Below are 25,648 nucleotides of genomic sequence, written 5' to 3' on the forward strand. Positions count from 1 at the left end.
GACCGCGACGGGAAGCTACGAGAAACAACGGAAAACTAGACAACGCGACGGAAAGAAGGACTTGAATACGAGCCGCACGGATTTCAAATCCGCGCGGTTTTTTTTCGCCTGTCGCGCGAGTTGACTTGCAGTAATCGCCCATAAAGATTACGTTCTCATTACAATGAGCCGCGCCGCCTTTGAGCGATGCAAGTCAATCCGCTGTTTATCCGCATCCATGATCCAGAAGAAAAAGTCTCAACCGCTCGATCCGTACGCGCCGGTCGCGAAGAACCAGTTGCTCGTTGCGCGCCTCCCAATGTGGCGCTCGAAGTTCATCGTCGTGCTGGTGTTCGGCGCCTTTGCCGCACTCGCCGGCCGCGCGTTCTGGGTTCAGGTGGTGAATCGCGACTTCTACGTCGATCAAGGGCAAAAGCGCTATCAACGCACGATCGAACTGGACGCAACGCGCGGCCGCATTGTCGACCGCAATGGCTCGATGCTCGCCGTCAGTCTCGCGACCTACGAGATCTGGGCGTCCCCGAAACTGCTCGACGAAGCCGCGTTGCCGCCGCTTTCGAAGCTGCTCGACCTGCCGCTGGCGGAACTGCGTCGTCGTTTGAGCGGCGACAAGACGTTTGTGCTGCTAAAGCGCCAGGTAGATGCGGATACCGCCGGCCATCTTTCGAAGCTCGGACTCGCGGGCATCACGCAAATTGCGGATTCCAAGCGTTTTTATCCGGAAGGCGAGTCGGCGGCGCACGTGGTCGGCTTTACGGACATCGAGGACAACGGCCAGGAAGGCGTCGAACTGGCGGCCAACGAGCAATTGCTCGGCGTGCCCGGCCATCGCGAAGTAATCCGTGACCGGCTCGGCCGCGTCGTGTCCGAGACGCGCCCGCTCGTGCCGGCGCAAAACGGCGAGACCATCCATCTGACCATCGACCGGCGCATTCAGCAACTCGCATACGGGCAGTTGAAGGAAGCGATTGCCAGACATCGCGCGGAAGCCGGCAGCGTAGTGGTGCTCGACGCGCGCAACGGCGAGATTCTCGCGCTCGCCAATTATCCGAGCTTCGATCCGAACGACCGCGCGCGACTGACCGGCCGGCAACTGCGCAATCGCGCGGTGGTCGACACCTTCGAGCCGGGTTCGACGATCAAGCCGGTGGTCGTTGCGCTTTCCATCGACGAAGGCAAGGTGCGGCCGCAAAGCGTCATCGACACGGCGCCGGGCTGGTACAAGATCGGTCCCGCAGTGATCCACGACACGTCGAATCATGGCGCGATGACCGTCGCGGAAGCCGTGCAGAAGTCGAGCAACATTGCGCTCGCCAAGCTCGCGCTCAATTTGCCGGCTGAGAAAATCTGGGCGAAGTACCAGGAATACGGGCTCGGCTTGCGGCCCGATCTGACGTTTCCGGGCGTGGCATCTGGCAAGGTGCGTCCGTACAAACGGTGGCGCCCTATCGAGCAGGCGACCATGGCATATGGTTACGGACTCTCCGCTTCGCTATTGCAGATCGCGCAGATTTACACCGCCTATGCCGGCGACGGAACGATGCACCGCGTGCGGTTGCTGCGCGACAGCCCCGAGGCGGGCGGCAACGCCGCGGGCGCTTCTGCTCATACACGCCACGCGGTCACCACGCCGGGCACCACACGCGCGATCCGCTCGATGCTGGAGATGGCCACAGGCGATGGCGGCACGGGGCGGGCCGCGACGGTGGAAGGCTACCGTGTGGGCGGCAAGACCGGGACTGCGCGCAAACAGGTCGGCGCGACTTACGCGAAGAATCGCTACCGCGCGCTCTTCGTCGGAATGGCGCCCATGAGCGACCCGAGGCTGATCGTCGCCGTGATGATCGACGACCCGGCCGGCAAAGCGTTCTATGGCGGTACTGTCGCCGGGCCGGTGTTCAGCGCGGTAACGGGCGGCGCACTGCAATTGCTCGGCGTGCCGCCGGATGCGTGACGCGTGATCTGGCGCGTGACGCTTGACTTGACCGCGACGCGCACGCGCACGGTTTTGCGCAATCTTAAGTCTCGCTTAATACTTTGCTGCAACCATGTGCTCAACATCCCCTGTTGAGCCGCCAGATCACCGGCGGCGTTTTTTTCAGCGATGTTTGCCGACGCGCCAAAGACAGGCTGCCTGCCTGCGAAAAAGAAAGAGGTCAAACCATGGTTGAGAACACGGTATTCGAGCATCTGCGCGCCATGCCTGACAACGAATGGGTCCGGCAGATTCACTCATGCAAGGTCTCTGACCCGCTGCAACCGCCTTGGGGACGTTCGTACCGGCTCGTCGAATGGACCATGAAGCACACGCCCGAAGCAAGTCGCCGCGTGGTGCCCGCCGAAAGTACACCGCTCGAAATTGCGCAGGCCGTCGTATCGCATGTGCCTGGCCGGCGCTTCTGTCAGCGCGGCGACGAATAGCAGAAGTCCAACGCGTCTTCAAGCCGGTCATTGCCCCAGAACATTTCGTCGCCGACGAAGAAAGTAGGTGCGCCGAAAATGCCTTTCGACGCGGCAACTTCCGTCTGTTCACGCAGACGCAGCTTGTTCGCGTCGGTCTGCGCTTCGGCGATGATCTGTTGCGCGGGCAAACCGAGTTTCGCGAGCGCTTCGCTCACGACTTCAACCGAACCGATATCGCGGTCATGCACGAAATTCTGCTGCATGATCTCGCGACAGTAAGCGGCGATCCATTCGCGCTGCGCGCCGAGCAGCGCCACGCGCAGCGCGAGTAGTGCGGCACGCGGGAAAACGCTCGGACGTGTCAACGCAATGCCGTATTTGCGGCACTGTCGTTCCATATCCTTCCACACGTAGGCGCCCTTCTCCTTTTGCAGCACGAACGGAGAATTGTCGAAACCCAGCGCGCGAAAAATCGGCCCGAGCAGAAACGGTCGCCAATCAATGCTCACGCCTCGCGCCGCGGCCTCTGCCTCGATGCGCATGACGCTCAGGTAGCTATAGTTGCTGCCGAAGTCGAACCAGAACTCGATCTGGCGTGCTGGCGTGGCTGCGGAAGCTGCGATGTGGTTCATCTCTTCTCTCGTGCAATGCAGGACAGTTGAACGGGAAAGCGTTGCCTATGACGAGAGTCTTCACCGTTCGCATAGATGGCAATAGGGCGCTTGCCAAGACAGCGCCGCAGCGTCTAACGGTGGCGAGGCGCAGGCGCTCAGCGCGTTTGCGTCGCCACGCGCAGTCCAAGCGAAATAAACAGTACACCGATGATCTTGTTCTGCCACCGGCGCAGCCACGTCAAGCGCTTGATGAGCTTGCCGAGCGGGCGAATCGTCAACACGATCAGCGTGGTGTAAAGCGCGCTCATGCCGACGAAAATCAGCCCCAGCGTCGTGAACTGCACAAACGTGGAGCCATGTTCGGGGTGAACGAATTGCGGAAGAAACGCGAGAAAGAAAAGCGCGGTCTTCGGGTTCAGCACTTCGGCGGGAATCGCCTGAAAGAACGCTTTCGATGCGGACACCGGCGCGCTCGCGGGCACATTCGCGCTGCTCTGCTTTTCACGCAATGCCCGAATGCCCAGATAAACCAGATAAGCGGCTCCGATCCATTTGACCGCGTTGAACGCGAGCGCCGACGTCATCAGCAAGGCAGACAGGCCAACGGCCGCGCCCAGCGTATGGATGAAGTCGCCCACTGCAATGCCGAGGCCGGTGAAGATGCCCGCCTTGCGTCCTCCGTGAACCGTGCGTGTCAAAACCAGCAGCACGGCGGGCCCGGGAATCAGAAAGAGGCCGAGTACAACGGCAATGAAAGTCCCTAACGCGGATAACTCGAGCATGTCGTCTCCAGGTTGTTTGCGCCCGTCCAGTCTAAGCGGACTGTTCGGATAGTGTACTTGCGCCGCACGTACCGCGCTTACCGGCGCGATATCCTGCTACGTCCGCGTCTTTCGGCGCGGATAGCGGAACAGATCCGATCGCCTCGTGCCGCGATTCTGCGCGGCGACTTCACCTCGCGCGGGTTCTCGCGCATTCGCGGCAAACACCGCAAACTAGCTATGATTCGAGTCTCGGGCTTTAACTGGCTAACGAGTTCTCTTGATTATCGCTATTGATTGGAATCACCAGGTGACTTACACGCTGTCCACGCGGCACATTCACGAACTCGAGATTCGCAAGAGCCGGTTCATTGCGTACGCCGTGCCAGTCGAGGATCGCGACGCCGCGATGGACGAATTGCGCCGTCTGCGCGACGAGCACCCCACCGCAACGCACGTGTGCTGGGCGCTGCTGGCAGGCGGCCAATCCGGCATGTCCGACGACGGCGAGCCGTCCGGCACCGCTGGCCGGCCAATTCTCGACGTGCTGCGGCATCACGATCTGGACGGCGTGCTGGGTGCCGTCGTTCGATATTACGGCGGCGTGAAACTCGGCGCGGGCGGCCTCGTGCGTGCATACACCGACGCGATCGCCTCGGCGCTGCTGGACGCGCCGCGAGTCGAACGGATCGCTCTGGGATCGCTGACGGTCGAAGTCGGTTACGCCGACGAAGCCAAAGTGCGGCGATGGATCGAAGCCCAAGGCTACGCACTCGCCGATACCGCGCACGCAATGCTCGTGAAGATGACCATCCGTTTGCCGGTCAACGCGATCGACGACGCAAAGCGCACGCTGGTCGATATGACGCAGGGCAAAGCCGGTTTCTTCTGACGGCGGCGCCCCGGCGCATTTTATTTAGAAGATGGCTTGCAGGTGGCCGCTGTTACCATGCTGTTCTCCAACGGCATGTCTCACCACTAAAAGGGCCACTTCTCTGATCTCGACCGCCGCTTGTTCCAGCACAGCGCCCGAATCGGCGCGGCATGGTTCGCTTTCGCGTCATCTGGCGCGCCCGGCAGCGGGCACGCCGGCGACTTTGGGAAATATCGTGCTCAAGGGCTGCGGCGTGATCGCGCTGCCCCTGATGCTGTCCGCCTGCTCATGGTCATGGTTTGGGCTGAATAGCCCGCCTCGCGCCCCGGCGCACGCTACCGGTTCGCTCAGCGTCGCGCCCGCCCGCGATTTCGCCTACATGCCGGCTGTCGAAGGACGCATGTCGCCGAACCGCATCGAAAACACGGCGATGACCGCCATGGTGCTGAAGAACGATATCAACCAGGCCGTGCGCGAGAGCATCGCGAATCGCCTGAAGGTCGTCGGCTTCCATCTCGACGATGGCAGGAGAGTGCTGAGCGGCAACATCGAAAAATTCACTGTCGACGACGTCCGTTCGCCCGCGCTGTGGACACTGAAGATGCGCTACGTGGTAACCGACACCGCCACGCAAAAGGTCGTGTTCTCGACCACCAAGACCGTAAAACGGAAATCGCCGAAATTCACGAGCAGCTCCATTGCGATCGAGGACACAGTCAGGCTTAGCGTCGACGCGTTGGTGGGAGATAGCGGGTTCATCAATGCAGTGAACTGAGAGCCCTGCCAGAGGGTTCCGCAGGAGGCGTCTGCCGGCGACACCTGCAAACGCGCGTCAGCGCGAACGCGCCGCCGGTTTCGCTACAATCAGAACCAGCTCGACCTGCTTTTCGGCTGCCCGTTTGCGCAAAGCTCGCGCCCGCGCGTTCATTCCCTGCGAGGCTCCATGTCCACCACCGCCTGGCTGTTCTTCCTTCCCGCCTGTTTCGCCATCAATCTCGCGCCAGGACCGAACAACCTTCTCTCAATCAACGTGGCCGCCCGGCACGGCTTCATGACCGCGTTTCTCGGCGGTACCGGGCGGCTGGTCGCGTTTGCAGCCATGATTGCGCTCGCCGCCACCGGTCTCGCGGTCGTGCTGCATGCATCGGAGTGGTTTTTTCTCGCGATCAAACTTGCGGGCGCCGCTTACCTCATCTGGCTCGCCATTCAACTGTGGCGCAGCGACGCACCTGCGGTCGACACCACGCAAGAGCAGCTCGCATCGCTCGCGAGGATCGCACGCCAGGAATTCCTCGTGGCAGCCGGCAATCCCAAGGCGATACTCGTCTTCACCGCGTTTCTACCGCAATTCGTCGACATTGGGAGACCGATGCTGCCGCAATTCGCTGCGCTCGGCATGAGCTTTCTCGTGCTGGAATGCGTGGCCATCGCGTTGTATTCGTGGGCGGGTATGCATCTCGGCAAGTGGCTCGTGCGCGCACGCGTCAGGCGCTGGTTCAATCGCTGCTGCGGCGCGTTCCTCGCAGCCATCGGACTCAGTTTCCTGCTGGTCAGACGTGCCTGACCTTCGCGATATCCAGCCACGAGGCCTGCGCCGACCATAACCTATCCCTAATGCTTGCGCCGAGAAAGTTTAACTATCTGTATTGACTGCGCGCCCCTATGCTCAACAAGTGACCCGCCGCCGTGCTCGGCGAGAGGCGGCATGGGCAAGCGACTTCTCATAGTCACAGGAGCGGCATCATGAAGATCTGCATCTTCGGAGCGGGAGCGATAGGCGGCTTGATGGGCGTGCAGTTGGCACGCGCCGGCGCCGACGTCAGTTTCATCGCGCGCGGCGCGCATCTCGCGGCAATGCGCGAGCACGGCGCGCGTCTGATTATCGACGGCGAGACGGTCAGCGCGCCGGTTCGCTGCACGTCCGACCCGAGCGAGCTCGGCGTGCAGGACTTTGTGATCATCACGTTGAAAGCGCACTCGTTACCCGGCGTGGTCGACGCGATGCAGCCGCTGCTCGGCAAGCACACGGCCATCGTGACCGGTGTGAACGGCATTCCGTATTGGTACTTCTATCAGCACGGCGGCAAGTTTGCCGGCACGCGGCTCGCGAGCGTGGATCCGGACGGCAGTCAATGGACGAAGCTCGGCCCGGAACGGGCGATCGGATGCGTGCTCTATCCGGCCGCCGAGATCGTGGAACCGGGCCTCATCAAGCATGTGTACGGCAAGAAGTTTCCGATCGGCGAGCCGAGCGGCGAGCGCACGCCGCGCATCCAGCAATTGCACGAGATCATGCAGGCGGCGGGTTTCGAGGCGCCGATCCGCGACAACATCCGCGACGAAATCTGGCTCAAGCTGTGGGGCAATCTGTGCTTCAACCCGATCAGCGCGTTGACGCACGCAACACTCGACGTGCTCACGAGCGACCCCGGCACACGCGCGGTTTCGCGCACGATGATGCTCGAGGCAAAGCGCATTGCCGATCAGTTCGGCGTGCACTTTCGGGTCGACGTGGAAAAGCGCATTGACGGCGCAGGCGCGGTCGGCGCACATAAAACGTCGACGCTCGTGGATCTGGAGAACCGGCGGCCCATGGAGATCGATCCGCTTCTGACCGTGGTGCAGGAAATGGGACGCCTCGTCAACGAGCCGACGCCTACCATCGACGTCGTGCTGGCGCTCGTCAAACTGCGCGAGCGCATGGCGTTGCAAGGCGCTTGATCCGATAGGACTTGTCTGCGCCTCTTTGCGTTTATCGCCGGTAAGTTGAAAAAGGATCGGACGTCGCTGGGCGTCCGATCCTTTTTATTGCGCGGCGACTTCAGTTGCTATTGATCGATTGCAAGCCAGACCGCTTTCGGCTCGGTGAAGTTTTCGATCGCCACATCGCCGTGCTCCCGGCCGAAGCCCGAATCGCCGGAGCCGCCCCAAGGCAGGCGCACGTCGGTGTAGCCGTAGGTGTTGATCCAGACGGTCCCCGCTCTCAGGTCTCGCGCCACGCGATGCACGCGACCAATGTCCGCGCTCCACACGCCCGCCGCGAGGCTGTACAACGTGCCGTTGGCGATACGTATCGCGTCGGCTTCGTCGTTGAAACGAATCACGCTCGCCACGGGCCCGAAAATCTCCTCCTGCGAAATGCGCATTTCGTGCTCGACGTTGGCAAACACCGTGGGCTCCACGAAGAAGCCGCGCTCGCCGATGCGCGCGCCGCCCGTTACGAGCGACGCGCCTTCAGAGCGCCCGGCATCGACATAGCCGAGCACGGTCTTCATTTGCGCGGCGGAGATAAGCGGACCCATGGACGTTTCGCGCAATGACGGATCGCCGACCTTGATCGACTTTGCGCGAGCGGCGAGGCGCTCAACCACCTCGTCGTAGACATCGCGATGCGCGAGAATGCGCGAGCCCGCCGAGCACACCTGTCCCGTGTTGAAGAAGATGCCCGACGCTGCGGCTCGCACTGCGTTGTCGAGATTCGCATCGGCGAAAATGAGATTTGCCGACTTGCCGCCGAGTTCCAGCGTGACGCGTTTGAAGTTGCCGGCCGCGCCCTGCAGAATGCCGCGCCCCACCGACGGCGATCCGGTGAACGTAACCTTGTCCACGCCTGGATGCGCGACGAGCGCGTCGCCGACCACGCGGCCCTTGCCCGTGACGATATTCAGTACTCCGGGCGGCACGCCCGCTTCGAGCGCGAGTTCGCCGATGCGCAACGCGCTGAGCGGCGTGATCTCCGCGGGCTTTACGATCAGCGTGCAACCGCACGCGAGCGCCGGCGCGATTTTCCACATGCCGATCATCAGCGGGAAGTTCCAAGGCACGATCGCAGCGACCACGCCGACCGGTTCACGCAACGTGTACGTCAATGCGTCCGGGCGAACCGGCACCACCTGGCCGTTGATCTTGTCACACCAGCCTGCGTAGTACTCGAGCGTATCGATTGCGGCCGGAACGTCCTGGCGCATGACGGCGGCAATCGGCTTGCCCGCGTCGAGACTTTCGAGCGCGGCCAGTTCGTCGAGATTGGCGCGCATCAGCCCGGCAAGCCGGGACAGAATGCGGCCCCGCTCCGCCGCCTTGATTCCGTTCCACACCTTCAATGCAGCACGCGCCGCGTGCACGGCCGTGTCGACGTCGGCGGCGCTACCTTGCGCAACGTGCGCAATCGGCTCCTCGGTAGCCGGATTGATATTGACGGAATATTCGCCCGTGCCCGGCGGCAACCGCTTGCCGTCGATCAACAGGTCATGGCGCCTGAGGCCGGTGTCAGTGTCCATCATGAAGCTCCTTGCATTGAAATGTTGCTTGGGCTGATTGCTGCTAACCGGCCTTGGGGCGAAGACCGGTATTGGCGGGTCGATGCAGCGCTACGGCTCGTGAAGTGCCGCGCCGCTGCGCGCGGCCGCAGGCCAGGAAGGGTCGCGAGCTGCTGCGCTCGGCGATGTGTGCGCGGTCGTGTGCGCGATTGTGTGCGCGGTCGTGTGCGCGGTCTCGTCCGAACCGTCGTCCGGACTCGCGTTCGTAGACGACGCACCGGCATGCGCCGCGAACTGCGCCCAGGCAGCCGCGGCATTGGGCCTTAGCGAGCGATTGCGGCGATGCACGAGCAGCGTCGTCAGTGCTATTTCAGGAACGAGCGGCCGGCTCACCAGCGACTCGCCGACGGCGGGCCAATGCGCGTCGACGGGCAGAACGCCGACACCCAGCCCGAGTTCCACCATGCGCAGCACCGCCGCCACATGTCCGAATTCCTGCACCGGGCGCCGCTTCAGGCCGTTCGCATTGAAGGCGAGATCGAGCGCCGCGCGCACGCCCGCGTCTGCGTTCAACGTGACAAGCGCCCAGTCATGCAGAGCCTCCCACGCGACGCTCGCGTGGCGCGCGAGCGGATGCGTCGACGGCATCACCGCGTGCAGCGGCGTCGTGAAAATCACCTGCGCGTGCAACTGGTCGTTGGCAAGAGGGCCGGTCAGCGAGACCACGCCGAAATCGACCTCGCCGTGCTCGACGCTTGCGAGTACGCCGCTTTGGGGTTGATCCTCGATAGTGACTAGCAGCTCCGGAAATGCCGCCGCGCAACGCGCGAGTCCCTGCGCGACCCATCCCGACGACAACACCGGATTGCTCGCTACTGCCACCACGCCACGGTGCCCTTCGTAAGCGGCCCGCTCTTCGCGCAACGTCAGATCGATTTCATCGAGCAGGCGGCCAATCCTTCGTTCGAGACTTGCGCCCGCGTGCGTCAGTTGAACCTGGCGCGTCGTGCGGTCGAACAGTTTGAGATCGACCGCATCTTCGAGCTCCCGCACACACCGGCTCACTGCCGACTGCGTCAGATCGAACTCGCGCGCCGCGCGCGTGAAGCTCCGTTCACGCGCGACGGCGACAAACACCTTGAGTTGCTGCAACGAAACATTCATGAGGTCATGGCCGGCCGCGAACGGCCCGGCAGCCTATTCGCCGGTTTGCTCGGGCCAGTGGCTTAGCCGCGAGGCTTTGCCGTTGCCGTTACCCGCGACGGCGAGCACGCCCGGCTGGGGTTCGTCCTGCGAGTGGATCCAGCGCGAGCGCATCGGCGCGAGAATGAATTTCGCGGACACGCCGGCGGCAATCGTAATCACAGCCGAAACGGTGAACACCAGGCTCCATCCACCCGTTGCCGACAACACCGACGCTACCGGTACCAGCAGCGAAGCCGTGCCCTTCGCGGTGTACAGCGTGCCCGCATTGGCCGCCGCGTACTTGCTGCCGAACGTGTCCGCGCAGATTGCCGGGAAGATCGAGAAAATCTCGCCCCAGAAGAGGAAGATCAACGCCGCAAACGTCATGAACGCATACGGGTTCGTGCCGTACTCCATCATGCCGAGCAACGCGAGCCCCTCGCCGATAAAGATCGCGAACATGGTGTTTTCACGGCCTATCTTGTCGGAGATGAAACCACACAGCGGACGCGTGAAGCCGTTGCAGACGTTGTCGATAGAAAGCGTGGCTGTGAGCAGCGGCAGCGTTACGCCGAAGATCGTCATGGGAATGCGTGCAAGGCCCCAGTCTTTCGCGATCGGGCCAATCTGCGCGGTTGCCATCAGACCGCCGGCCGCTACCGCCACGAACGAGACATAGATCACCCAGAACACCGGCGTCTTGATCATCTGGCCAGGCGTGAGGTCGACCTTCGACACCGCGAACTTCTTCTTTGCCGGCGTGTGCTTGCGCAGGACGGGCTTCACCAGCAGCATGGCGAGCAGCAGAATCGCGACGCCCTGCAAAACACCGAAGAAGAAGAACGTGTGCTCGTAGCCCGAGCGCGTGATCATGTTCGCAATCGGAATCACCGTCACCGCTGCGCCCGCGCCGAAGCCGGCCGCGGTGAGACCCGCAGCGAGACCGCGGCGGTCGGGAAACCATTTCAACGCATTGCCCACGCAGGTGCCATACACGCCGCCCGCGCCGATCCCGGCGATAACCGCGGAGACGTAAAGCATCGGCAAGGTCGTCGCGTACGAATTCATGACCCATGCAATGCCCGCGCACACCGCGCCGCCCGCCACCACTGGCCGTGGACCGAATTTGTCGACGAGCCAGCCTTCCAGTGGAACGAGCCAGGTTTCAGTGAGGATAAAGATCGCGAACGCCATTTGAATCGAGGCCTGGCCCCAGTGATGCCGCGCGTCCATCGGCGCGACGAACAGCGTCCACGCGTACTGCAGGTTCGCCACCAACGCCATGCACACCATGCCGATGACGAGCTGCCACCAACGGTTCGCCCAGAATACGCGGGCCGTGGTCTGTTGAGTGATATCGTCCATGTGCCTTGTCTCCGCAATTATTTAGTGCAGCCGGCCAACGCGCCGTGCTGTATGTGTCCCGCCTTATCGTTATGACCCGAAAAGCCTTGCGATTCGGGAATTTTTAATATCTGCGTCTTTAAATCGCTTCCTTTAAAAAGCCAATTTAATCATCGCCTTTTAGGAAGTTCTTAATTCCGACTAATTCATTTTTGCTGTTTTCTGCCGATCCCCGTCGGTCCCGCCACGCCTGAATCCAAGCGTTAACCCGAGTGTGAGGCCGGCAGCTTCGTCTTTCTTTACAAACTCATGCTAGGGTCATTGCTGAATTACTAATAATTAAAGTTTGTTATTATGTTGATTCACGTTTGCTTATACATCGGCCATGACGATGCGCAATGCCACGCTCCGGCAGTTGAAGGTATTCGAGACCGTGGCGCGCCACCTGAGCTTTTCGCGCGCCGCCGAGGAGTTGCACCTCACGCAACCCGCCGTCTCCACACAGGTTCGTCAGCTTGAAGAGCATGCCGGCTTGCCGCTCTTCGAACAGCTCGGCAAAAAGATTTACCTCACGCCAGCCGGCACCGAAATGCTGCACTACAGCCGCGCCATCATTCAGCAGTTTCACGAAGTCGACGAGGCCATGAGCCAGTTGAAGGGCGTCTCCGGCGGCAAACTGAATGTGGCGGTCATCAGCGCCGGCGACTACTTCTTCCCGCGGCTGCTCGCCGAGTTCACGCGGCGCTATGCGGGCGTCGTGCTGAACCTTGCAGTGCACAATCGCGAGGAGCTGTTGCATCAGCTCGCGACCAACCAGACCGATCTCGCGGTGATGGTGCGCCCGCCGCATGAAATGGACGCCACGAATGAGCCGTTCGCGCCTCACCCGTACGTGATCGTGGCCGCGCCTACGCATCCGCTCGCGCAGAAGCGCAACATCAGGATGAGCCAGCTGGCGAACGAGGCATTCATCGTACGGGAGCGCGGCTCGGACACGTGGAACTCCATGGAAGAAGGCTTCGCCGGTCGCCTGTCCAATCTGAAGATCGCGATGGAGATCAAGAGCACCGAGACAATCAAGCAGGCGGTCATTGCCGGCATGGGTATCGCGTTTCTGTCCGCGCATACGATCAGCCTCGAGTTGCAGTTGGGCCACCTGGTGGTGCTCGATGTCGAGAGCTTCCCGGTCATGCTCAACTGGTACGTCGTTCATCGGAAGAACAAGCGTCTGCCGCCCGTTGCCGTGGCGTTCAAGCGCTTCCTGATGGAAGAAGGCGCGAGCCTCATCGAGAAGATCACTCGTGTGAAGGAACTGAGCGTGTATAAGCAATAGGCTATGGAAATCCAATAAAACTTTAACTATTGCAAATCGATCAGTACTTCTATGCTGCAAGCGAGTTCCATCACTTGTCAGCCCAGGAGGCCGATCATGAACCACGCTTCGGTTGCGACTCATGCCAACGCACGGACAGCCCGCGTTACCGCCGACCATCCCAACGACCCGCATCTGAGCGCCTACAACGCCGCGTTCAGCGATCTGGGCCTGCGTTTTCGCTGGGACCACGCCACGCTCGACATTCTCAGCGAATTCAACAGCGAAGCCGCTCGCATCACCGCTTTTATCGAGCGCTTTCACGCGCATCTTCACCGCGCTTATGACGCCGACTTCCTCGCTCAACTGATCCTGCAGAAGAAAGCGCAGTACTACAGCGAATTCGCCGCGTCCGGCGAATGAGCGGCACGGCGGGAACATGTTCCCGCCGTGCGCAGTCTCGCTGGCTCCTGTTGCTTCTACTGACCGATAGGCCGGCGAGGTCTGTGCTTTCATCGTGGCGGCCTTCATGGCTGTCGGCTTACCGAGGATCGGTTGGGCACTCGGCGCGCTGCATATGCGCGAGTTTGCGATTGCCCGTTGCCGCTGTTATGCCAGCCTCGACGGTGACGGTATGCTGCCGCGCGCACCATGCCGACCTCCCACGCCTCGCGCATGTCTCCCGGTTCTGCGTCATGTCGCCAGTCCATCGCGCCAGCAATGCTGCGGACGCCGCCCGCGGCGCGAGCATGCGCATACACCTTCGGACGCCCGCAACACTCGGAATACTCGCGGCTGAGCATCACATGCACGCCTATAGAAGATGCAAGCGCACTGATTGCGAGCAGCGCGCCGAGTCCGAACGGCTGCGCCGCTTCGGTCACGAAGCCAAAGCCCAGCCATGCACATAACAGAAACGCAGCGACGTTGACAATGTCGTGGCCCGGACGCGCCGCCGCACGAAGCGGCAGCACACCGCGCAATTTGCAGAATGCAATTGCCGATGTTGCGAAAATCAACGCCCCGGCGAACACGGCCGTGCAAAGTTCGATTCGCTCGAAAATCGCCTCGATCGTCGACGGTGATGACGATGGCGGAAACAGATAACGCGCGACGCCGACGGACACGATTGATAGGCCCATGCCGCTCGCCACCAGCGCGACGAGCGCGGGCCGCCGGGCGAGATTGCGCCGACGCACGAGCCGCGCACCGGCAACGGAGCCTGCAACTGCCGCACATATGTCGGCGGCGCCAGCACCGAGACCCGCGGCGAACACGCCGGAAACCGTGGCGGCCAGCGCGGCGGCACGCCAGCAAGGCTGACTTCCTCGCGCCGCATTCGAGCACCGCTGTGAGCGCGAGTTATGAATCAGCATCCGCTGCAAGGGCCGCGGCATCAAAGGCAGTCCGTGCATCGGCAATTGCCCGACCGCCGCAAGCACCGAGCCGAGCGCACAAGCCAACAGCGCGGCGAACGTTGCCGTCAACGGTACGAACATTCCCAGCCACACGGTACTGTCTGACGCTTGCGACACGCGTGCTCCTTCGTGTTCTTGATGCAACTCCGCGCGCTCGTGGCCCGCGGACCGACCCATCGTTCAAACGAGTCCCGCGACGACGCCTGGTTTAGACGCTTGCGACCCGGTCGCTTGTGCCGCGTTCAGCGTGTTGCGCAGCGTGCCGATCCCGTCGATGGAAATCGACACCGTCGCCCCGTCCTTGATCGACCCCACTCCCACGGACGTACCGCATGCGATCACGTCGCCGGGTTCGAGCGTGAGGTCTTGCGAAATCAGGCTCACCTGCTCGGCCGGCGAAAACACCATGTCGGAGAGCGGATAGTTCTGCCGCTCGACGCCGTCGAGCATCGTCACCAGATTCGCGCTTTGCCAATCGAAACCCGAGACGATAGCCGGGCCAATGCAGCAGAAAGTATCGAAGCCCTTGGCGCGGCACCATTGCGGAAAATGCGGATTCTCGTTGAGCAGATCGGCAGCTGTCACGTCGTTGACGAGCGTGTAGCCGAAAATCGCCTGAGCGGCCTCCTCGACGTCCGCATCGCGGCAACGCCGGCCGATCACAATGCCCAGCTCACCTTCATAGACGATCTTGCCCGCGTAGCTGGCCGGGCGGCGGATCGGCTCATCGGAGCCGATCACCGAGCCCGCCGGTTTCAGCAGAAAGAGCGGGTGCGTCGGCACCGGCTTGTCGAGCTTTGCGGCAAGCGCGTGATAGTTGTTCCAGAGTGCGACGACCTTGCCGGGCGCACAAGGTGCGAGCGGCGTCAGTGCGCGCGTCGACAACACCACGCCGGTCGGCACCGGCTGATCAAGACTTTCGTACTCGTGCAGGTAGGCACCTTCGACGCGGCCGAACACCACACCGCCATCGTTCGACATGAAACGCATCCACGTATCCATACGCCGCTCCTTGAGCGCTTCGGCACGATCTTCATCGCTCGTCGCGATGAAAACCGTGCCGCCTTACGTTTTACGCGTCAGGTCAGATCAACCCGGCACCGCGCGCCCACTGATACTTCGCACCCAGCACCGCGACGGGAATCTCCGTCGAATAGGCGTACGCCGGAACACCATGCGCGTACAGATATTCGGCGGCCTCTTCCACCTGTACGTCGCCCGCGAGCGATGCGACGATCGGCTTCTCGATGCCGCGCGCTTTCATTTCTTCCTTCACCTCGACAACGAGTCGCGCGAACACCATCGGCGGCGTGATGATCGTGTGCCAGTAGCCGAGAATGATCGCGTGAATGCGCGGATCTTCGAGGCCGAGGCGTATCGTGTTCTGATACGTGGACGGCGGCTCGCCGCCTGTAATGTCGACAGGATTGCCTGCGGCTCCGAACGGAGGAATGAACTTGCGGAATGCGGCGTCGAGATCGGCGGGCATGGTCATGAGCGACAGGCGGTTGTCCACGCAAGCATCGGACAACAGCACGCCCGAGCCGCCCGCCCCGGTGATGATCACCACGTTCTCGCCCTTCGGCGTGGGCAGTTTCGGAATGCCGCGCGCAAATTCCAGCAGGTCGCGCAAAGAGCGCGCGCGGATCACGCCGCATTGTTTGAACACGTCTTCGTAGATGCGGTCGTTGCCCGCAAGTGCGCCCGTGTGCGAGCTGGCAGCGCGCGCACCGAGACTCGTGCGACCCGCTTTCAACACTACCACCGGCTTTTTCTTTGAAACGCGCGCCGCCGTCTCCGCGAATGCGCGACCGTCTTTCAGATCTTCGCAATGCTGCGCGATGATGTCGGTGTTCTCGTCCTGTTCGAAGAATGTCAGCAGATCGTCTTCGTCGATATCGGACTTGTTGCCGAGACCCACGATTGCCGACACGCCCATCTTCGCCGAACGCGAGAAGCCGATGATCGCCATGCCGATACCGCCGGACTGCGACGACAACGCCGCCTTGCCCTGCACATCGTACGGTGTGCAAAACGTCGCGCACAGGTTCTTCGGCGTGTAGTAGAAACCGTAAATGTTCGGGCCCATCAGGCGAATGTCGTATTCGCGTGCAATCGCAACGATTTCCTGCTGGCCTTCCACATTGCCGGTTTCCGCAAAACCCGAAGGAATCAGCACCGCACCGGGAATGCCCTTCTTGCCGACTTCCGTCAGCGCGCCGGCGACGAACTTTGCCGGAATGGCGAACACGGCGACGTCGATATCGCCCGGCACGTCCAGCACGCTTTTATAAGCCTTGCGTCCCATGATCTCGTCGGCCTTAGGGTGGATCGGATAGATCTCTCCCTGATAGCCGCCGTTGATCAGATTCTTCATGACCGAGTTGCCGATCTTGCCGTCTTCCGCCGACGCGCCAATGACAGCGACGCGATCCGGCTTCATGATGCGGTTCATCTGCCGCACGATGTCTTCCTGACTCGGCCGGTAGCGCTCGACTGGCGGCTCGAAGTCGAGCACGATTCGTACGTCGGCGGCGATCGCGCCACGCTTGCTCGCAAACACCGGGTTCAGATCGAGCTCCGATATTTCCGGGAAGTCGGATACGAGCCGCGACACGTTTTCGATCAATCCGGCGAGCGCCTCGCGATCGACCGGCTCACCGCCGCGCACGCCTTTGAGCATTTCGGCTGCCGCAATGCCGTCTAGCATCGAACGCGCGTCGTCGCGTGTAGCCGGGGCGAGGCGGAACGTAATGTCCTTCAGCACTTCGACGAGTACGCCGCCAAGGCCGAACGCCACCAGCTTGCCGAACGACGGATCGGTGACTGCGCCGACAATCACTTCCTGGCCGCCGCCGATCATCTGCTGCACCTGCACGCCGAGCAGGTTGGCCTGTGCGTTATAGCGCTTCGCGTTCTCCATGATCGTCGCGAAACCCTGCACCACGTCGGCAGCATTCTTTACGCCGACGAGTACGCCACCCGCCTCCGTCTTGTGCAGAATTTCCGGTGAAACGATCTTCAGCACGACCGGGAAGCCGATCTCGGTAGCAAATTGCGCGGCTTCGGCCGCGGTCGTGGCGAGCGCTTCTTTCGGGACCGAAATGCCGTACACGTCGCACACCAGCTTGCCTTCCGGCGCGGTGAGCGAGGTGCGGCCCTCCGCCTTGGCGTGATCGAGAATATGCCGCACGACGTCCTTGTTGGCGACCTGCGCGTGGTCGTCGGGCGTGTGGGCGGTGCCGCGTTCCTTCAGTGAGAGCGTGTCTTCGTATGCCATGTCCTGCCGTCTCCAATGCGGGTTCGAAAGGCGCCGCCCGGCACCGCGCTCGCCTGAATGGCGAGCGGCGGGCGGCTTGCACTACGGTTTTTCTAATGCGCCTAGATGGCGCCGGCGGTACGCAATGCGCTGATCTGTTCGGGTGAATAACCCAGCTCAGCCATGACTTCGTCGGTATGTTCGCCAAGCAGCGGCGAGCGCTTGACTTCGGTGGGGCTGTCGGACAGCTTGATAGGATTGCCAACTGTCAGATATTTGCCGCGCGTCGGATGATCGACTTCGACGATCGTGCCGGTTTGACGCAGCGAGGGCTCTTCCGCGATCTCCTTCATCGACAGAATCGGCCCGCACGGAATGTCGTACTTGTTGAGGATCTGCATGGCCTCGAACTTGGTCTTGGTCATGGTCCAGCGTTCGATCTCCGCGAAAATATCTTTCAGGCGCGGCAGGCGCGCGGCGGGCGTCGCGTAGTCAGGGTCGGTGGCCCACTCTTCCTTACCGATCACGTTGCAGATCTTCGCCCACACCGGAGCCTGCGTGATGAAGTAGATGTATGCGTTCGGATCGGTCTCCCAGCCTTTGCACTTCAGAATCCAGCCGGGCTGACCGCCGCCAGACGCATTGCCTGCGCGCGGCACCGCTTCGCCGAACTTGCCGTTCGGATACTGCGGATACTCTTTCATCACACCGGTGCGTTCAAGCCGTTGCTGATCGCGCAACTTCACGCGACACAGATTGAGCACGCCGTCCTGCATCGCGGCAAGTACGCGCTGGCCACGGCCGGTTTGCGTGCGCTGATAGAGCGCGGTGACGATGCCGAGCGCGAGATGCAACCCCGTGCCGCTGTCGCCAATCTGCGCGCCGGTCACGACAGGCGGACCGTCGTCGAAGCCCGTCGTGGATGCCGCGCCGCCCGCGCACTGCGCGACGTTCTCGTAGACCTTGCAGTCTTCATACGGGCCAGGGCCGAAACCCTTCACCGACGCTACGATCATGCGCGGGTTCAATTCCTGAATGCGCTCCCACGTAAAACCCATGCGATCCAGCGCGCCCGGCGCAAAGTTCTCCACCAGCACGTCGCATTTCTGGATCAGCGCTTCGAGAACCTGCTTGCCCTCGGGGTTCTTCGTATCGATCGTGACCGAACGCTTGTTATGGTTGAGCATCGTGAAGTACAGGCTATCCACGTCCGGAATGTCACGCAGTTGTTCTCGCGTGATGTCGCCCGCTCCCGCCCGCTCCACCTTGATCACGTCCGCGCCGAACCACGCCAGCAATTGCGTGCATGTCGGGCCCGATTGCACATGCGTGAAATCGAGAATGCGCACGCCGTCGAGTGCTTTGCCCATGTCGTGTCTCCTAAGGTATCCGTATTACTTGTACATGGTCTGGTTCTTCGTGCCCGGTGCATACTCGCGCGGGTCGACCCAGATGTTGACGACAGCCGAGCGCCCCGTGCGATGAATCGCTTCGCGTGCACGCTGCAATGCGCCTGCGATCTGGGCGGGGTCGCGCACCTCTTCGCCATGGCCGCCGAGCATTTCGGCGAACTTGCTGAAGGGTACGTCGCTCAGCAGATTGCCTACATTGCCGCGCTCGTCGCCATATTTGGCGAGCTGGCCGTAGCGAATCTGATTCATCGCCGAGTTATTACCGATCACCGCGAGGTACGGTGCACCGAAGCGGTTGGCCGTTTCCATGTCGAACGCGGTCATGCCGAACGAGCCGTCGCCGTAGTAGCACAGCACTTCTTTCTGCGGATGCGCGATCTTGGCCGCAAGCGCGAAGCCGGTACCGACACCGAGCGAGCCGAGCGCGCCCGGGTCCATCCATTGGCCAGGACGGCGCGGACGAACGGCTTGCGCGGAGATCGTCACTACGTCGCCGCCGTCGCCGATATAAACGGTGTCGTCGGAGAGAAACTCATTGAGTTCGTAGGCCACGCGATACGGATGGATCGGCGTGCTGTTCGACTTGAAGAGCGGCATGAGTTTTTCCGTCGCCGTGGCTTCGGCGTCCTGCAACTGCGCCATCCACTTGCGGCGTGCCTGGCGCTTGTCGTCCTTCAGGCGGCCGCTTGCGGCTTGCAATACAGCGGCGAGGATCGCACCCGGATCGCCAACCAGACCGAGGTCGATATCGCGGTTCTTGCCGACAGTCCGGTAGTCCATGTCGATCTGCACAAGCGTCAGCTCCTTGCTGATGCGCTTGCCATACCCCATGCGGAAATCGAACGGCGTGCCGACGACGATCAGAACGTCCGCATTGGCAAACGCCTGTGAACGCGTGCGGTCGAAGTGATGCGGATCGCCCGGCGGCAGCAGCCCGCGGCTCGCGCCATTGAAATAGCCGGGAATGTCGAGGCCGCGTAGCAGCGCGATCGCTTCCTCATGACCGCGCGCGGTCCATACCTGCTGGCCGTACAGAATCGCGGGGCGCTCGGAATTGACGAGAATGTCCGCGAGTTTCTCGATATCGCGCGGGTCGCCAATCGATTTGGTCGACGCACGATAGTTACCCGGCTGCGGCACGACCGCGCGCGTGAGGTCGACTTCGCGGTCGAGCACGTCGCGCGGAATTTCCAGGTAAGCCGGACCGGGCGCGCCGTTGAAACACTCGCGCGCGGCCATCGAGATCATGTCGGCGACCCGCTCAGTGCTCGACACGCTGGCGGCGAACTTCGTGATAGGCGCCATGATGTCGACGTGCGGCAGGTCTTGCAGCGAACCCATCTTGTGTTGCGTCAGCGCCCCCTGTCCACCGATATGCAGGACCGGGCTCTCGGAGCGGAACGCGGTCGCAATGCCCGTCACCGCGTTCGTGCAGCCGGGACCGGCTGTCGTGACCACGCAGCCGAGCTTGCCGGTCTGCCGCGCATAGCCGTCTGCCGCGTGCGCCGCGACCTGCTCATGGCGCACGTCGATGATGCGAATCCCTTCGTCCACACAACCGTCGTAAATGTCGATGATGTGGCCGCCGCACAGCGTGAAGATCGTATCGACGCCTTCGTTTTTCAGCGCCTTCGCGACCAGATGGCCGCCCGAGACGACGCCCGCATTGCGCGTCTTCTGCTTGAGCGTGTCTTCGGCGGTGGTGTTGGCTGTGGTTGGGTTCAGGGATGAAACAACTGCAGACATGGTCGTCTCCTGTGTGTCGACCGGAGCCGGCGCTCTAGCGCTCAGTCCGGTCCCATGCTTTGGCATCGATGGAGGTCCGCGCTTGGGCGCTTACTCCGGTCCCATGAAAGACTGCTGCTTGGTGGTTCTATAACGGTTATTGACTGACGCCCCGCTTCGGGACTCGCCTCCGCGTCTGACGCTGGCCTCTCCACATACGGTATGTGATATATCAAGAAGAGGCAAGAGCTATCCAACGGCTTTCCCAACTCTTGTATTCCCTCGAAGAGCCTTACCGGACGGGGCATCGCCGCTTTACACGGTTTGTCCAGCCACCCCTTCAAGGGAAAACACTGAGCAGATTTCACATGCGCTCACTGTTGATATATCACATACCACATTTCACGAGACGTCAAGCGCGGTGTTTCCCTACGAGCCGAGCGGCAATGAAAAAGCCCGCGGTGTGCGAACACCGCGGGCTTCTTGCCGGCCGGATCTTGTGGCCGCTGGCAGCGGCCTCGGCTTACTCAGTCATTAGTCGAGAAAGTCGCAATTCTTCTCCACGAACGCCGCCAAATCGAGCGAATGCTGGCGCGTGAGACGCTCGGCCAGTTCCGTGTCCCGCTTTTCCAGCGCCTCGATAATGCGTAAGTGGTCGACGATCGACCGCGAAGCGCGATCGCTCTGCGAAATGGTCATGCGCCGGATCGCGCGCACGTGGATAAAAATATTCTTGATGGTGTCGAGAATGATCTGCGACTTCGACAACTCGACGATGGCCTGGTGAAACGCGATGTTCGCGTCGGAATACTCGGCGATGTGCTCGGCCGGCGTGCCGTCGCGGAAATTGTCGAACATGTGCCGCAGGCGGGCGATTTCCCCGTCCGTGGCGCGCTGCGTCGCGAGACGCGCCGCCATGCTTTCAAGCGCGGCCCACATGTGGATCATTTCGACGATCTCGCGCTTGCTCTTGCGCACGATGTAAATACCGCGGCGAGGGACCATACGCAGAAAGCCCTCCTGCTCGAGCAGCGTCATCGCCTCGCGCACCGGCGTACGGCTTACTCCGAGCGTTTCGCTCAGCACACGCTCGTCCAGACGGATTTCATCACGCGTCTGGTAGATGTCCGCGTCGGCAATAGCCTGACGCAACATTGCGTAAGCCTGATCGCGCAAGCTCGCGCTTGCGCCGATAGGCTGCAACGACAATGTCAAAGGTGTTGCCACTGCTTCAGTTTGAAGTTCCGACGACATTCATCGCCTCTTGTTGAACATGCATACGATAAGGCACCGCCGCTTCCACGCGTTGCTCATCAAGGCCGATGAAGCGGCCATGTTGCGCTGCGAGTTGCGCGACCGGCTGCGGAATCCAGCGGGCCAGCAGAACGGTGGCGGAACAGCCTAAGCCAACAACAGCGGCAGCCAGCAGCGAGAGAGGAACAAATTCCATTTGTAGCTCCAAACGATTGAGTGAACGAATGACTCAATCATATGCTGCATCGCCGCAAAAATCAATATTCGGTATGTAGTATATCAGTGACTGTTGTTTTCACATCATCTCGTACGGTAGCACGCACCGCTCCGTCCCGCCTGCCCCTTCGATTAAACTCGCGACGCTCCGTGTATACGCGGAAAACGCGCGCTATGCGCGCAGCAGCGTCCGATGATCGCGCAATTCTCCCGAACTGCGGATTGTGCGGCGCCCGCCTCGTCATTAATCTTCCGCACATCCTGCAACCGACCAGCCGCGCCAGCGTAAGCCGCCAGGGCGCCGCGCCGGTCACGCAGTCGTTTCGAGAATCCAGGGAGACCGTCATGAGCACCACCATCTCGCCGGCCGCAGCGGCCGACAATCGCACGGCGCGCAGCCGGGCACGCAAAGCGGCGCTGGGCAGCTTTGTCGGCGCCGTCGTCGACTGGTACGACTTTCTGCTGTACGGGATTGTTGCGGCACTGGTCTTCAACGCGGAGTTCTTTCCGAAAGTAAGCCCGGCGATGGGCACGCTGGCCGCCTTCGCCACATTCGGCGTCGGCTTTCTGTTCCGCCCGCTCGGCGGCTTCGTGTTCGGCCATTTCGGCGATAGGCTCGGCCGCAAGCGCATGCTGGTGCTCACCGTGATGATGATGGGCCTTTCCACCGCCGCAATTGGCCTGCTGCCATCGTTCTCGACGATCGGCTGGCTTGCGCCGGTGCTGCTCGTTACGCTACGCGCGATCCAGGGCTTCGCGGTCGGCGGCGAATGGGGCGGCGCGGCGTTGATGGCCGTCGAAAGCGCGCCGGACAAGAAAAAGGCTTTTTACAGCAGCGGCGTTCAGGTCGGCTACGGCGTGGGCCTCGTGCTGGCGACGGGCCTCGTCGCGCTGATCAGCCGTTCGATGGATAACGCATCGTTCATGAGCTGGGGCTGGCGCCTGCCGTTTCTCTTCAGCGTGGTGCTGGTGCTGATCGCGATGTGGATTCGCTCGAGCATGGAAGAGTCGCAAGAGTTCGTCGAAAAAGTCGGCGCGCGCGGCGAGCGCAGTGTGCGGCTGCCGATCGTTGAAGCGCTGCTGCGTCATCCGAAGGCGTTCCTCCTGATCATTGCGCTGCGTCTTGCCGAGCTGTTCACGATGTATATCGTGACCGCGTTCGCGCTCAACTACTCGACGGCGAATCTTCACATGCCGCGCGAATTCTTTCTCACAATCGGCCTGCTGGTCGGCGCGGTGAGCTGCGTGACCATTCCACTCTTTGCAATGCTCGCCGACCGTTTCGGCCGCCGCCGCGTGTATATCGTCGGCGCGCTCGTCGGCATGTTCAGCGCGGTGCCGTTTTTTCTCGCTCTCGAAGCACGCTCGACCGTGTGGATCGTCGTGTTCGCCGTGATGCTCGCGAACATCGCCCACGACATGGTGGTAAGCGTTCAGCAGCCGATGTTCACCGAACTCTTCGGCACCGAATACCGCTATAGCGGCGCGGGTGTCGGCTACCAGGTGGCAAGTGTGGTTGGCGGCGGCTTCACGCCGTTCATCGCGGTCGCGCTGGTCAGTTTTGCCGGCGGTTCGTGGCACCCTGTGGCGGGTTATCTGGCGATCGGCTGCCTGATCTCAGTGCTGGTCGCCGCGAAAATGAAGACCGGACGCACCGTCTGAATGATTGATCGTGGTTGAAAAAGCCGGCGTGGCGTTATTGCCACCGCCGGCTTTTTTACTTTATGCCCCCTTGCTTTACGGCTTGCGCTGGTAGGTCGCACCTCGAATGGCGTTATCGCTGCCGGGATATGGCCGATTGTCGTCGCATTTCCTCGGGCAATGCCTTATGCATTTCTATCTCATATTGCCAACCCGAGCCTACCGCCCTATCGTTCGACGAAGCAAATTTCCAGCGGAATTTGCGCACGTTCATATGAAGCTCAGCCGCATATATGAACCGGCATCGAGAAGCAATTATTACGCCGCAAACACTAAAGCATTCGGTCTGATGCGCCGATAACAAAGACTTCGCTTTCCGGGAGACCGACCATGAGTAGCATCACCGAGCCGCAGCCTAATTCAGGCTCCGCGCCATTCTTTTCAAAAGAAGCCACCATCGCAAAACCTGGTTTTTCGCGCTGGATGGTTCCACCCGCGGCACTCGCCGTTCATCTCTGTATCGGCCAGGCGTATGCGTTTTCCGTGTTCAACGGCCCGCTGACCAAGGTTATCGGCATCACGCAATCCGCTCCGGATGACTGGTCGCTGACCTCTCTCGGCTGGATTTTCTCGCTGGCGATCGTATTCCTCGGTCTGTCGGCAGCCTTCGCCGGCAAGTGGCTCGAACACGTCGGCCCGCGCCGCACGATGTTCACCGCCGCCTGCTGCTTCGGCGGCGGCTTCCTGATTTCCGCGCTGGGCGTGTACATGCACCACATCGCGCTGCTGTATCTCGGCTACGGCGTGATCGGCGGGATCGGGCTCGGCTTGGGCTACGTTTCGCCGGTGTCGACGCTGATCCGCTGGTTTCCGGACCGCCGCGGCATGGCGACCGGCATGGCGATCATGGGCTTCGGCGGCGGCGCTATGATCGCGGCGCCGTTGTCGGTCGCGCTGATGAATCATTTCCGCAGCGCCACGAGCATCGGCGTAGCTGAAACGTTTATCGTGCTCGGCATTGTGTACTTCATCTCCATGTCGATCGGCGCTTTGGCCATTCGCGTTCCGCCGGCGGACTGGAAACCGGCAGGCTGGACCCCGCCGCAAACCTCGCAGCAGAAGATGATCACGCGTAACCACGTGCACATCGACGAAGCCCTGAAGACGCCGCAGTTCTATCTGATCTGGCTCGTGCTGTTCCTGAACGTGACCGCAGGCATCGGCATTCTCGGCCAGGCTTCGGTGATGATCCAGGAAAGCTTCAAGGGCACCGTGACGGCGGCCGCCGCAGCCGGCTTCGTCGGCCTGCTGTCGCTGTTCAACATGGGTGGCCGCTTCGTGTGGGCATCGGCTTCGGACTGGATCGGCCGCAAGAACACCTACTTCATCTTTTTCGTGCTCGGCGCGGTGCTGTACTTCCTGGTACCGAGTTTCGCCGCGTCCGGTCACATGGCGCTCTTCGTGCTGTCCTACTGCATCATCCTCACGATGTACGGCGGCGGCTTTGCGACGGTGCCCGCCTATCTCGCCGACATGTTCGGCACGGCATTCGTCGGCGGCATTCATGGACGTTTGCTGACAGCGTGGGCCGCGGCTGGCGTTGCGGGCCCGGTGCTGGTCAACTACATCCGCGCCTATGAAGTCGCGCACGGCGTGGCAAAAGCCGACGCCTACACGATGACGGTTCACATCATGGCCGTGCTGCTGGTGATCGGCTTCATCTGCAATCTGTTGGTCAAGCGTGTGGACGACAAGCATCACATGACCGACGCACAAGTCGCCAAGGGCGCATAAGGAGACTCGCATGTCGACCGTTCAACCCGTACACCCGACCAACAAGGTCAAGCTCGCCGTTTTCTGGCTGTATGTGATGGTTCCTCTCGCGTGGGGCGTGTACAACACGCTCGCGCAAGCGATGAAGCTCTTCCAGTAAGCGCACCCGCACCCCGCCGTTCCCGCGGTGGGGTGCCC

General features: G+C 61.8%; 23 protein-coding genes. 11 read left to right on the top strand and 12 right to left on the bottom strand.

What is annotated here, in order from left to right; translation table 11 throughout:
- The first annotated feature begins 217 nt into the window (after nt 1-217).
- Both JMY24_RS12270 and JMY24_RS12275 read left to right on the top strand, forming a co-directional pair.
- Entirely contained in the window at nt 218-1,954 is a 1,737-nt protein-coding gene (locus JMY24_RS12270; RefSeq protein WP_128597643.1) for a peptidoglycan D,D-transpeptidase FtsI family protein, read from the top strand.
- Nucleotides 1,955-2,163: 209 nt separating this feature from the next.
- Nucleotides 2,164-2,421, top strand: a complete 258-nt coding sequence (locus JMY24_RS12275; RefSeq protein WP_128587118.1) for a DUF2866 domain-containing protein — start codon at nt 2,164-2,166, stop codon at nt 2,419-2,421.
- On the opposite strand, the gene JMY24_RS12280 is transcribed toward JMY24_RS12275, so the two are convergent.
- Nucleotides 2,403-3,035, bottom strand: coding sequence for a 2-hydroxychromene-2-carboxylate isomerase (locus tag JMY24_RS12280; protein WP_128597644.1), 633 nt, complete (start codon nt 3,033-3,035; stop codon nt 2,403-2,405). The two genes, JMY24_RS12275 and JMY24_RS12280, sit on opposite strands and share 19 nt — an antisense overlap.
- A 137-nt stretch (nt 3,036-3,172) precedes the next feature.
- Nucleotides 3,173-3,799, bottom strand: coding sequence for a LysE family translocator (locus JMY24_RS12285; RefSeq protein WP_128597645.1), 627 nt, complete (start codon nt 3,797-3,799; stop codon nt 3,173-3,175).
- A 289-nt stretch (nt 3,800-4,088) separates the two neighbouring features.
- Here JMY24_RS12285 and JMY24_RS12290 point away from each other — a divergent pair, with 289 nt between their 5' ends.
- The 4 genes from JMY24_RS12290 (at nt 4,089) to JMY24_RS12305 (ending at nt 7,373) form a co-directional block, all read left to right on the top strand.
- Nucleotides 4,089-4,670: an IMPACT family protein gene (locus JMY24_RS12290; protein WP_128597659.1), complete on the top strand. Its 582-nt coding sequence runs from the start codon at nt 4,089-4,091 to the stop codon at nt 4,668-4,670.
- 217 nt (nt 4,671-4,887) lie between these two features.
- Nucleotides 4,888-5,427 (top strand): hypothetical protein, encoded by a 540-nt coding sequence (locus JMY24_RS12295; RefSeq protein ID WP_128597646.1) that lies wholly within the window; start codon nt 4,888-4,890, stop codon nt 5,425-5,427.
- Nucleotides 5,428-5,595: 168 nt separating this feature from the next.
- Nucleotides 5,596-6,216: a LysE family translocator gene (locus tag JMY24_RS12300; RefSeq protein WP_201702132.1), complete on the top strand. Its 621-nt coding sequence runs from the start codon at nt 5,596-5,598 to the stop codon at nt 6,214-6,216.
- Nucleotides 6,217-6,395: 179 nt separating this feature from the next.
- The gene (locus JMY24_RS12305; protein ID WP_128587109.1) at nt 6,396-7,373 is read left to right on the top strand and encodes a 2-dehydropantoate 2-reductase; all 978 of its coding nucleotides are present in this window, start codon (nt 6,396-6,398) and stop codon (nt 7,371-7,373) included.
- A gap of 107 nt (nt 7,374-7,480) precedes the next feature.
- On the opposite strand, the gene JMY24_RS12310 is transcribed toward JMY24_RS12305, so the two are convergent.
- The 3 genes from JMY24_RS12310 to oxlT all read right to left on the bottom strand — a co-directional run bounded on the left by JMY24_RS12310 (nt 7,481) and on the right by oxlT (nt 11,461).
- Nucleotides 7,481-8,932 carry an aldehyde dehydrogenase family protein gene (locus tag JMY24_RS12310; RefSeq protein WP_128597648.1) on the bottom strand — a complete coding sequence of 484 codons (1,452 nt, stop codon included), beginning with the start codon at nt 8,930-8,932 and terminating at the stop codon, nt 7,481-7,483.
- A gap of 90 nt (nt 8,933-9,022) precedes the next feature.
- Entirely contained in the window at nt 9,023-10,075 is a 1,053-nt protein-coding gene (locus tag JMY24_RS12315) for a LysR family transcriptional regulator (RefSeq protein WP_201702133.1), read from the bottom strand.
- 33 nt (nt 10,076-10,108) lie between these two features.
- The gene (gene oxlT, locus JMY24_RS12320) at nt 10,109-11,461 is read right to left on the bottom strand and encodes an oxalate/formate MFS antiporter (RefSeq protein WP_128587105.1); all 1,353 of its coding nucleotides are present in this window, start codon (nt 11,459-11,461) and stop codon (nt 10,109-10,111) included.
- Nucleotides 11,462-11,825: 364 nt separating this feature from the next.
- Here oxlT and JMY24_RS12325 point away from each other — a divergent pair, with 364 nt between their 5' ends.
- Together JMY24_RS12325 and JMY24_RS12330 are read left to right on the top strand one after the other, a co-directional pair.
- Nucleotides 11,826-12,773 carry a LysR family transcriptional regulator gene (locus JMY24_RS12325; protein WP_027777430.1) on the top strand — a complete coding sequence of 316 codons (948 nt, stop codon included), beginning with the start codon at nt 11,826-11,828 and terminating at the stop codon, nt 12,771-12,773.
- Between the two features lie 96 nt (nt 12,774-12,869).
- On the top strand, nt 12,870-13,175 hold the full coding sequence (locus JMY24_RS12330) for a hypothetical protein (protein ID WP_128587103.1): 306 nt from the start codon (nt 12,870-12,872) through the stop codon (nt 13,173-13,175).
- Nucleotides 13,176-13,279: 104 nt separating this feature from the next.
- Here JMY24_RS12330 and JMY24_RS12335 read toward each other — a convergent pair whose 3' ends face one another.
- From JMY24_RS12335 to JMY24_RS12365, 7 genes are all read right to left on the bottom strand, one after another.
- Nucleotides 13,280-14,287, bottom strand: coding sequence for an NAD(P)(+) transhydrogenase (Re/Si-specific) subunit beta (locus JMY24_RS12335; protein WP_128597649.1), 1,008 nt, complete (start codon nt 14,285-14,287; stop codon nt 13,280-13,282).
- A gap of 63 nt (nt 14,288-14,350) precedes the next feature.
- Nucleotides 14,351-15,172 (bottom strand): fumarylacetoacetate hydrolase family protein, encoded by an 822-nt coding sequence (locus tag JMY24_RS12340; RefSeq protein WP_128586058.1) that lies wholly within the window; start codon nt 15,170-15,172, stop codon nt 14,351-14,353.
- 82 nt (nt 15,173-15,254) lie between these two features.
- Nucleotides 15,255-17,450 carry an acetate--CoA ligase family protein gene (locus JMY24_RS12345; protein ID WP_128597650.1) on the bottom strand — a complete coding sequence of 732 codons (2,196 nt, stop codon included), beginning with the start codon at nt 17,448-17,450 and terminating at the stop codon, nt 15,255-15,257.
- 101 nt (nt 17,451-17,551) lie between these two features.
- Nucleotides 17,552-18,799: a formyl-CoA transferase gene (gene frc, locus JMY24_RS12350; protein WP_020068045.1), complete on the bottom strand. Its 1,248-nt coding sequence runs from the start codon at nt 18,797-18,799 to the stop codon at nt 17,552-17,554.
- Nucleotides 18,800-18,823: 24 nt separating this feature from the next.
- On the bottom strand, nt 18,824-20,587 hold the full coding sequence (locus JMY24_RS12355; RefSeq protein ID WP_128597651.1) for a thiamine pyrophosphate-binding protein: 1,764 nt from the start codon (nt 20,585-20,587) through the stop codon (nt 18,824-18,826).
- A gap of 513 nt (nt 20,588-21,100) precedes the next feature.
- Entirely contained in the window at nt 21,101-21,820 is a 720-nt protein-coding gene (locus JMY24_RS12360; RefSeq protein WP_128597652.1) for a GntR family transcriptional regulator, read from the bottom strand.
- Nucleotides 21,798-22,016 (bottom strand): hypothetical protein, encoded by a 219-nt coding sequence (locus JMY24_RS12365; protein WP_128597653.1) that lies wholly within the window; start codon nt 22,014-22,016, stop codon nt 21,798-21,800. Before JMY24_RS12365 ends, JMY24_RS12360 begins: the two co-directional genes overlap by 23 nt.
- Nucleotides 22,017-22,381: 365 nt before the next feature.
- Here JMY24_RS12365 and shiA point away from each other — a divergent pair, with 365 nt between their 5' ends.
- The 3 genes from shiA (at nt 22,382) to JMY24_RS12380 (ending at nt 25,610) form a co-directional block, all read left to right on the top strand.
- Entirely contained in the window at nt 22,382-23,698 is a 1,317-nt protein-coding gene (shiA, locus tag JMY24_RS12370; RefSeq protein WP_201702134.1) for a shikimate transporter, read from the top strand.
- 369 nt (nt 23,699-24,067) lie between these two features.
- Nucleotides 24,068-25,471: an L-lactate MFS transporter gene (locus JMY24_RS12375; RefSeq protein ID WP_128597654.1), complete on the top strand. Its 1,404-nt coding sequence runs from the start codon at nt 24,068-24,070 to the stop codon at nt 25,469-25,471.
- 10 nt (nt 25,472-25,481) lie between these two features.
- The gene (locus tag JMY24_RS12380) at nt 25,482-25,610 is read left to right on the top strand and encodes an MFS transporter small subunit (protein ID WP_020068039.1); all 129 of its coding nucleotides are present in this window, start codon (nt 25,482-25,484) and stop codon (nt 25,608-25,610) included.
- Nucleotides 25,611-25,648: the final 38 nt, after the last annotated feature.

Source organism: Paraburkholderia kirstenboschensis (assembly GCF_904848585.1).
In the GTDB taxonomy this organism is placed as follows: domain Bacteria; phylum Pseudomonadota; class Gammaproteobacteria; order Burkholderiales; family Burkholderiaceae; genus Paraburkholderia; species Paraburkholderia kirstenboschensis.

What these genes read in the sequence shown, in the direction of transcription:
- JMY24_RS12270 (WP_128597643.1), top strand. Translation starts at nt 218, where the DNA reads ATGATCCAGAAGAAAAAGTCTCAACCGCTCGATCCGTACGCGCCGGTC.
- JMY24_RS12275 (WP_128587118.1), top strand. Translation starts at nt 2,164, where the DNA reads ATGGTTGAGAACACGGTATTCGAGCATCTGCGCGCCATGCCTGACAAC.
- JMY24_RS12280 (WP_128597644.1), bottom strand. Translation starts at nt 3,035, where the DNA reads ATGAACCACATCGCAGCTTCCGCAGCCACGCCAGCACGCCAGATCGAG.
- JMY24_RS12285 (WP_128597645.1), bottom strand. Translation starts at nt 3,799, where the DNA reads ATGCTCGAGTTATCCGCGTTAGGGACTTTCATTGCCGTTGTACTCGGC.
- JMY24_RS12300 (WP_201702132.1), top strand. Translation starts at nt 5,596, where the DNA reads ATGTCCACCACCGCCTGGCTGTTCTTCCTTCCCGCCTGTTTCGCCATC.
- JMY24_RS12305 (WP_128587109.1), top strand. Translation starts at nt 6,396, where the DNA reads ATGAAGATCTGCATCTTCGGAGCGGGAGCGATAGGCGGCTTGATGGGC.
- JMY24_RS12310 (WP_128597648.1), bottom strand. Translation starts at nt 8,932, where the DNA reads ATGGACACTGACACCGGCCTCAGGCGCCATGACCTGTTGATCGACGGC.
- JMY24_RS12315 (WP_201702133.1), bottom strand. Translation starts at nt 10,075, where the DNA reads ATGAATGTTTCGTTGCAGCAACTCAAGGTGTTTGTCGCCGTCGCGCGT.
- oxlT (WP_128587105.1), bottom strand. Translation starts at nt 11,461, where the DNA reads ATGGACGATATCACTCAACAGACCACGGCCCGCGTATTCTGGGCGAAC.
- JMY24_RS12325 (WP_027777430.1), top strand. Translation starts at nt 11,826, where the DNA reads ATGACGATGCGCAATGCCACGCTCCGGCAGTTGAAGGTATTCGAGACC.
- JMY24_RS12330 (WP_128587103.1), top strand. Translation starts at nt 12,870, where the DNA reads ATGAACCACGCTTCGGTTGCGACTCATGCCAACGCACGGACAGCCCGC.
- JMY24_RS12340 (WP_128586058.1), bottom strand. Translation starts at nt 15,172, where the DNA reads ATGGATACGTGGATGCGTTTCATGTCGAACGATGGCGGTGTGGTGTTC.
- JMY24_RS12345 (WP_128597650.1), bottom strand. Translation starts at nt 17,450, where the DNA reads ATGGCATACGAAGACACGCTCTCACTGAAGGAACGCGGCACCGCCCAC.
- frc (WP_020068045.1), bottom strand. Translation starts at nt 18,799, where the DNA reads ATGGGCAAAGCACTCGACGGCGTGCGCATTCTCGATTTCACGCATGTG.
- JMY24_RS12355 (WP_128597651.1), bottom strand. Translation starts at nt 20,587, where the DNA reads ATGTCTGCAGTTGTTTCATCCCTGAACCCAACCACAGCCAACACCACC.
- JMY24_RS12360 (WP_128597652.1), bottom strand. Translation starts at nt 21,820, where the DNA reads ATGTCGTCGGAACTTCAAACTGAAGCAGTGGCAACACCTTTGACATTG.
- JMY24_RS12365 (WP_128597653.1), bottom strand. Translation starts at nt 22,016, where the DNA reads ATGGAATTTGTTCCTCTCTCGCTGCTGGCTGCCGCTGTTGTTGGCTTA.
- shiA (WP_201702134.1), top strand. Translation starts at nt 22,382, where the DNA reads ATGAGCACCACCATCTCGCCGGCCGCAGCGGCCGACAATCGCACGGCG.
- JMY24_RS12375 (WP_128597654.1), top strand. Translation starts at nt 24,068, where the DNA reads ATGAGTAGCATCACCGAGCCGCAGCCTAATTCAGGCTCCGCGCCATTC.
- JMY24_RS12380 (WP_020068039.1), top strand. Translation starts at nt 25,482, where the DNA reads ATGTCGACCGTTCAACCCGTACACCCGACCAACAAGGTCAAGCTCGCC.